At 49.7% G+C, this 1576-nt stretch carries 1 tRNA gene and 2 rRNA genes; all 3 read right to left on the bottom strand.

What is annotated here, in order from left to right:
- Nucleotides 1–919: ribosomal RNA gene (locus OKC30_RS20825) — 23S ribosomal RNA — on the bottom strand; the annotation flags it as partial.
- A 236-nt stretch (nt 920–1155) separates the two neighbouring features.
- Nucleotides 1156–1231 (bottom strand) — tRNA-Glu (locus tag OKC30_RS20820).
- Nucleotides 1232–1505: 274 nt separating this feature from the next.
- Nucleotides 1506–1576: ribosomal RNA gene (locus OKC30_RS20815) — 16S ribosomal RNA — on the bottom strand; the annotation flags it as partial.

The raw sequence follows: 1576 nt of genomic DNA, 5'->3' as shown, positions 1-1576 counted from the left end.
TACTTACTGGTATTCGGAGTTTGCATGGGGTTGGTAAGTCGGGATGACCCCCTAGCCCAAACAGTGCTCTACCCCCAGTAGTATTCGTCCGAGGCGCTACCTAAATAGCTTTCGGGGAGAACCAGCTATCTCCGAGTTTGATTGGCCTTTCACCCCCAGCCACAGGTCATCCCCTAACTTTGCAACGTTAGTGGGTTCGGTCCTCCAGTTGATGTTACTCAACCTTCAACCTGCCCATGGCTAGATCACCCGGTTTCGGGTCTACACCTTGCAACTAGACGCCCAGTTAAGACTCGGTTTCCCTACGGCTCCCCTATACGGTTAACCTCGCTACAAAATGTAAGTCGCTGACCCATTATACAAAAGGTACGCAGTCACCCCGAAGGGCTCCCACTGCTTGTACGTACACGGTTTCAGGTTCTATTTCACTCCCCTCACAGGGGTTCTTTTCGCCTTTCCCTCACGGTACTGGTTCACTATCGGTCAGTCAGGAGTATTTAGCCTTGGAGGATGGTCCCCCCATATTCAGACAGGATGTCACGTGTCCCGCCCTACTCGATTTCACATCAAGGTTGTTTTCGTGTACGGGGCTATCACCCTGTATCGCCGGCCTTTCCAGGACCGTTCCACTAACTTCCAAGATGCTTAAGGGCTAATCCCCGTTCGCTCGCCGCTACTGAGGGAATCTCGGTTGATTTCTTTTCCTCGGGGTACTTAGATGTTTCAGTTCTCCCGGTTCGCCTCGCTACGCTATGTATTCACGTAGCGATACCTAGCTTATGCTAAGTGGGTTTCCCCATTCGGAAATCCGTGAGTCGTAATGTCTCTTACCGACTGCTCACGGCTTATCGCAGGTTAGTACGTCCTTCATCGCCTCTGACTGCCAAGGCATCCACCATGTACGCTTAGTCACTTAACCATACAACCCCAAGAAGTGTCGGTGAAACCGGCACAGCTTGTTGTCGTACAACAAGGACCAAATAAAATTTGGTTTTCGCCAAGAAGTTTCCAAAGCACTTGTAACAAATGTTTGAGAACTACTTTTTAAATCAGCTTTCCAGATTGTTAAAGAGCATGTTTGCAACGGTCAGTGACCGAAGAAAACAGACATAAACATGACTGCTTATGTCTGTATTCTTGAGCTGCGAAGAGAAGTGGCGTCCCCTAGGGGATTCGAACCCCTGTTACCGCCGTGAAAGGGCGGTGTCCTAGGCCTCTAGACGAAGGGGACGAAAATCATGTTTTGCGAAGGACACTTCGCAATGATTTTCGTAAAGGCGACGCCGAGCCTGCGAGGCTAGCGGCCTTTAGCGCTGTTCGTTGTTATCGCTAACTTTGAATTGGGTAGCAACTTGCGCCGCTATTCACATCCCAACCCAACGAACGGGCTTCTCTCATTCAACCGAAGTTGAATAAGCACTGATGCTTTCGCACCAGGTCTTTGCTCTAACTACTTTGAATCAAGGCAATCTGTGTGAACACTCAACAACTTCGTCATCTTAAGGTAAGGAGGTGATCCAACCCCAGGTTCCCCTAGGGTTACCTTGTTACGACTTCACCCCAGTCATGAATCACA

This window comes from Aeromonas sp. QDB18, assembly GCF_027705325.1.
Lineage (GTDB): Bacteria > Pseudomonadota > Gammaproteobacteria > Enterobacterales > Aeromonadaceae > Aeromonas > Aeromonas caviae.
The sequence above is the reverse complement of the archived record's forward strand: the minus strand, read 5'-3'. Positions and strand labels throughout refer to the sequence as shown.